The 5,808-nt window shown below is 35.7% G+C and carries 5 protein-coding genes; 1 reads left to right on the plus strand and 4 read right to left on the minus strand.

Translation table 11 applies throughout. The features are described from left to right. The coding region (locus DCO46_RS22055) for a T9SS type B sorting domain-containing protein (protein WP_133244626.1) at positions 1 to 1,261 on the plus strand (1,261 nt) is incomplete at its 5' end. Between the two features lie 57 nt (positions 1,262 to 1,318). On the opposite strand, the gene DCO46_RS22060 is transcribed toward DCO46_RS22055, so the two are convergent. From DCO46_RS22060 to DCO46_RS22075, 4 genes are all read right to left on the minus strand, one after another. Then, on the minus strand, positions 1,319 to 2,596 hold the full coding sequence (locus DCO46_RS22060; RefSeq protein ID WP_116754624.1) for an MFS transporter: 1,278 nt from the start codon (positions 2,594 to 2,596) through the stop codon (positions 1,319 to 1,321). A 164-nt stretch (positions 2,597 to 2,760) separates the two neighbouring features. Next, positions 2,761 to 3,294: a hypothetical protein gene (locus DCO46_RS22065; RefSeq protein ID WP_116754625.1), complete on the minus strand. Its 534-nt coding sequence runs from the start codon at positions 3,292 to 3,294 to the stop codon at positions 2,761 to 2,763. 37 nt (positions 3,295 to 3,331) lie between these two features. Then, the gene (gene prfH, locus DCO46_RS22070; RefSeq protein ID WP_116754626.1) at positions 3,332 to 4,021 is read right to left on the minus strand and encodes a peptide chain release factor H; all 690 of its coding nucleotides are present in this window, start codon (positions 4,019 to 4,021) and stop codon (positions 3,332 to 3,334) included. A gap of 11 nt (positions 4,022 to 4,032) precedes the next feature. Further along, positions 4,033 to 5,424, minus strand: coding sequence for an RtcB family protein (locus DCO46_RS22075; RefSeq protein ID WP_116754627.1), 1,392 nt, complete (start codon positions 5,422 to 5,424; stop codon positions 4,033 to 4,035). Between the last annotated feature and the right edge of the window lie 384 nt (positions 5,425 to 5,808).

Consider the following 5,808-nt stretch of genomic DNA (forward strand, 5'->3'; position numbering starts at 1 on the left):
TTCACAAACTATAAGTGGTTGCGAAAGTAAAAGAATTGCTGTAACTGCAACCATTCATAACACACCTGCTCCTTCCGGAAATGCCATTCAGCCGTTTTGCTCCGGTCAAAATCCTACTATTGCGAACATTGTTGTTAATGGCGTTGCTATAAAATGGTATGATGCAATTACTAATGGAAATCTTTTAACAAGTAGTACTAGTTTGCATAACGGAGTAACATATTATGCATCTCAAACGCTTAATTCCTGTGAAGGACAAAGATTTGCGGTGACAGTTTCTATCCAGAATACTCCATCTGTTCCTACGGGAGATATAAATCCGAAGTTTTGCAAAAGCGAAAATGCAACTCTAAACGATATTGTCATTAACGGGCAAAATATAAAGTGGTATGATTCAAATACCTCAACTTCTGTTTTACTTAGTACGACTTTATTACTAAACAATAAAACATATTATGTATCACAATCTATTGGCTGTGAGAGTGACAGGCTTGCTGTGACAGTAAATGTGTATGATACTGCTTTACCAAGAGCAAATACCCCTCAGATTTTTTGCATAGACGAAAATGCCTTAATAAGTAATATCATAATTTCAGGAAATGATATAAAATGGTATGATGCCCCAACTGCAGGAAATATTTTAACGGCTACTACACAACTTGCAAGCGGAACTTATTATGCGACGCAAACACTTAACAATTGTGAAAGTACAAGAATTCCTGTTATGATAAAAATTCAGGATACACCAGCCCCAATTGCTGATCTCAATCAGAGTTTTTGTATACAGCAAAATGCCAGTATCAGCAAAATTAATATTTCAGGCCAAAACATAAACTGGTACGATGCCATTACAGCCGGAATAAACTTATCTGAATCGACTCCATTAGAAAATGGAATAACCTATTATGCATCGCAGACTATTAATGATTGTGAGAGCGAAAGAACTCCTATAACGATTCAGATTGTTGAAGCCACAATGGGAGACTGCATTAATTATGTGGAAGAATTGCCTTTTCCTAAATTCTTTACACCAAATAATGATGGTCATAATGACACCTGGACCATTGATTTTACCTATTTAGCGCCAAATTCTTCTATCAGGATATTTGACCGATATGGAAAATTTATTAAAGAGTTACTAAAGGATACTGACTGGGACGGAACTTATATCGGCCATGATGAACCTGCATCTGATTATTGGTTTGTGGTTACCCGTTTAAACGGTGCTCAGTTCAGAGGACACTTTAGTTTGAAGCGATAAATAAAAAAGGTTGCCTAAAAATTATTAGGCAACCTTTTTTATATGATAAAATTTATTTTAAAACTTATGTTCTTTTTTACTAATTACCAGTAAAGAAAATAAAGAAATACAAGCCGCAATCGTCAGGTAAAAACCAACATAGGTTAAACTATATTTACTTGCCAGCCAGATTGCAATCATGGGAGCAAAAGCAGCTCCAAGAATCCCTGCCAGGTTAAAAGTCAACGATGCGCCTGAATAGCGAACATTGGTAGGGAATAATTCGGATAAAAAAGTTCCCAAAGGTCCATAAGTGAATCCCATCAATGACATTCCTAAACAGACAAAGAAAGTTACCATAAACGTACTTCCTGAATTTAAAAAATAAGAGAAGAAAAAACCAAAAACAGCAATAGCTGTTGTTGTTATAATCAATATTTTACGACGTCCGATTTTATCTGCAACAACTGCTGAAACAGGAATAAAAGCAGCAAAAAATAATACTGAAAACATCTGAATCAATAAAAAATCTCTTTTAGCAAAACCCAGATCAGAAGTCGCCCAGCTTAATGTAAATACCGTCATTAGATAAAATACCAAAAATGTTGTTATAGCAGCAAATGTCCCGAAAATCAATTGATTTTTAAATGATTTTACAATAGTAAGGAATGGAACTTTAACTTCTTCGTGTTCTTTTTTAGAATTTTCAAATGAAGGAGTTTCTGTAATTTTAGTTCGGATATAAAATCCTACTACTACTAAAAGCGAACTGGCAATAAATGGAATTCGCCAGCCGTAATTCATAAAATCCTCGTTATTCATCGAATCGGTTAATAGTAAGAAAGTCCCTCCTGAAAGCAATAATCCGATCGGCGCACCCAATTGCGGAAACATACCGTACCACGCACGTTTGTGTGGTGGTGCATTTTCTATAGCAAGCAAAACAGCTCCTCCCCACTCACCTCCTAATCCGACACCTTGACCAAATCTGCAAAGCATTAGTAATAAAGGAGCAGCAACACCAATACTGGCATAACTTGGTAAAAAACCAATTGTTACCGTCGAAATTCCCATAGTCAGTAAAGCGGCAACTAAGGTAAATTTGCGTCCGATTTTATCTCCATAGTGTCCAAAAAATGCTGAACCTAAAGGACGTGATAAAAAAGCTATCGAAAAAGTAGCCAGCGATTCTAAGGTTGCCATTGTCTTATCTGCGCCCGGGAAAAATAATTGAGGAAAAACCAATACCGCTGCATTGGCATAAATATAAAAGTCAAAAAATTCGATTGTGGTGCCAATTAAGCTTCCAAAAAGAACATGTTTTAACGAATTCTTTTTATTAGGAGTATTTTTCATGTTTTTGATGTAGATTTTTTTTTTAAGAAAATAGGGTATAAAAATGAATCTATTTTCTGAAAGTAACAAACATTTATCTATTAAAATAAAATATCATTGTGAAAATCTCAGAGTCGCAATTTTTAAAAATAAAAAAGGATATCATTCCGATACCCTTTTTCTGCTTATTTATTATTTTTTCTTTTGGCCGATTTTTCCTTTTTAGGTTTCTTATCCGATTTTTTGCTTATTTTTTTGTGTAATCGCTTTTCGGTTTCTTCCATAAAATAATCATAGTCATTATTCAGAGCTTCAAGCCTTGCCTCTTTTAGAGCTTTTACTGCTTTTTTAAAATGTTTCTGACTTTCTAAAAGCATTACTTTTTTAAGAAGGATTTCCACTTTATTAATTCCTTTAATAGTCAGCGCAAAATCGATAAGTTTCGCCGCTTCCTCGTAATCTTCATTCAAAACTAATGTATAAATGTAATACGAATAAACTTCGATTGCGTTGATATTAATGGATATTGCCTGCTGAAAATACTCTTTGGCTTCTTCATATCGAAACAGCTGGTCCGTCTGAACGCGACCGTAAAGGCATAATGCCATTGTATTTTTATCATCATAAGACAAGGCGTAATCTAATGACTCAATGGTTTCTACCAATGAATACGGATAATTGTCCAATGCCTCAAAAATATATTTATCTATTGCTTTCATAAATCACTTAGATTTAGAAAATTCAAAAATCGTGGTATTATTCCCGATCGAAATAATCTTCTCTTTTTAATCTTTGTCTTTCCTGTTTATAATTTTTTTCCTGTTTTTGTTTTTTAAAATCAGAACCCTGAAAAACCCGAACCGGATTTCCTCGCTGAATTTGTAACTGATTCATCCATTGCGCCTGAAATTCGGCTTTAAACTGTTTTACGGTTTCTTCTTTAAATTTCTGTAGTAATCTTTCTGTTGCCAGTTTTTTGTTCTGATGCTGTGAACGTGAATCCATTGAAACTACACTAATTCCGGTTGGAATATGAGTTGCCCTTACCGCAGAACTTACTTTATTGACATGCTGGCCTCCTGCCCCCGAACTTCTCATTGCCTGATATTGAATCTCATTTTCAGAAATTTCTGTCGCACTTGATTTTTCGATTTCAAAAATCCCGATAAACCAGTTTTTACGTTTGTGAAATTTCCTAAACTGACTTTGCCCAATCCACTGAATTGTTCCAATCCATGAATTTACAAAGGCATCCAGATGGTCATTTTCGAGTAAAATTGTGGCTGTTTCCACAGTTCCGGTTTCAATCCCGGTTTCTCTCTGAAGCATTGTCGTTTTTATATTATTTTCCTTGGCTTCGTCTATAAAGGTTTTTAAAACCTGAGCCACAACCCAGCTGCATTCAGCTGGGCCACGACCCGATGTTATTTGAATTATTTTTTCCATAAATTATACTTTTAGCGATCCATCCTAACAATTTTTGGAGTGAATGTACCAAGTACATCAACCAATTCATTTTGGTTCGCCATTACTTTATTAATGTCTTTGTAAGCCATTGGTGCTTCATCAATATTTCCGCCAATTAGCGTTACATCATTTGCTTTCAAGACTTTGTTGATTTGACTTTGCGTAAATGATTCCTTGCATTTTCTGCGTGAAAAAAGTCGGCCGGCGCCATGAGACGCTGAGTTTAAACTTTCAGCATTTCCTTTTCCCTGAACAATAAATCCCGGAGCCGTCATCGAACCCGGAATAATTCCAAGTTCTCCGGCATTTGCGGGAGTTGCTCCTTTACGATGCACAATGGCTTCTTTTCCATTTACACTTTCTTTCCATGCAAAATTGTGATGGTTTTCAATGGTTACAACTACTCTTTTACCAATTGCCTTGGCAATTCTGCGGTGAATATCATCATGGCAGGCTTTTGCATAATCGCCGGCTAAATTCATCGCCAGCCAATATTCCTGACCATCATGAGTATTTAAATCTAACCATGCCAGATGCTGAACATTTTTTGGCAGCGGACATTGTTTTGTTGCCAGATAGGTATAATGTTTGGCAATATTAGCTCCTAAACCTCTTGATCCACTATGCGAAAGCACTGCAAAATATTCCCCGACACCAATCTTCCATTCGTTAAGCGGATTGGTAATTTTCGCAATTCCAAACTCCACAAAATGATTTCCTCCTCCGGAAGTTCCCAATTGTTTATAAGCTTTGCTCAGAAGATTTTTCAAAAGCGGAATATCCTGAAATTCACTTCGGCTAAACAATTCATGGTCTGCCTTTATGGTGTGCGTTTCGTACATCCCGAATTTTGTATGGTCTTTCAGAATAGCCTGTAACTGATGTTCTTTTCCTTTAAAAAAAGAAGCCGGAATATCAAAAATTGACAAACTCATCCTGCAGCCTATATCAACACCAACGCCATACGGAATCACGGCATTGTCTGTTGCAAGCACACCTCCAATTGGCAGCCCGTACCCCGAATGCGCATCCGGCATTAAAGCTCCGGCAACTGAAATTGGCAATTTTAAAGCATCATATAACTGGTATTTAGCCTGCTCATCAATTTCATTTTCTCCAAATATCGAAAACGGCGCTCGTGTATTGTTTAACTGATGCATCCTTACCTGAACCGGATTTACCAATCCTTCAGCAACCTTTCCCCAGGTTCCGTGTCCGGTAAACTTCTCCGGAAACAGCAGAACTTCTTTGGCTTCTGTTAATATGCTCTCTTTTTTTTCTCTTTTTCTGTATCGGTTTATTTGCCCTAAAGCAATATTGATACTATTGTTTTTTGGAAAGCCTATTTTAATAAGGTCTTTTCCAGATAATTTATTTCCCATTATGTTTTTAATATTGATATTCTTTTCAAAATCAATATTCTCATTTTTAAACTGTCAAATAGAAATGCTGCATATTCTAAATCTTAAAAAGAAGAATATGGCACAAATCACATTGCAGAAAAAGCAAAGGCTGATTTTGATAAAACATTTTATCTGAAACAGATAAATTGAGTTCTGGTAATCGGGAATTTTTTGAAGAGTCTAGAATAAAAAAAAAGCCCGAAAGTTAATTTACTTCGGGCTTGTTCATATATCTAAAATTGATTTGCTATGATTGAGAAAAGCCACGAAGACACATGACAACAGAATCTAATTCTGATGCGATGTTTTGAGAGGTAAAGTTTAATACAAACATTGTCTTCGTTATTAATAGTTAATGACTTA

Source organism: Flavobacterium sp. HTF (genome assembly GCF_003105115.1).
In the GTDB taxonomy this organism is placed as follows: domain Bacteria; phylum Bacteroidota; class Bacteroidia; order Flavobacteriales; family Flavobacteriaceae; genus Flavobacterium.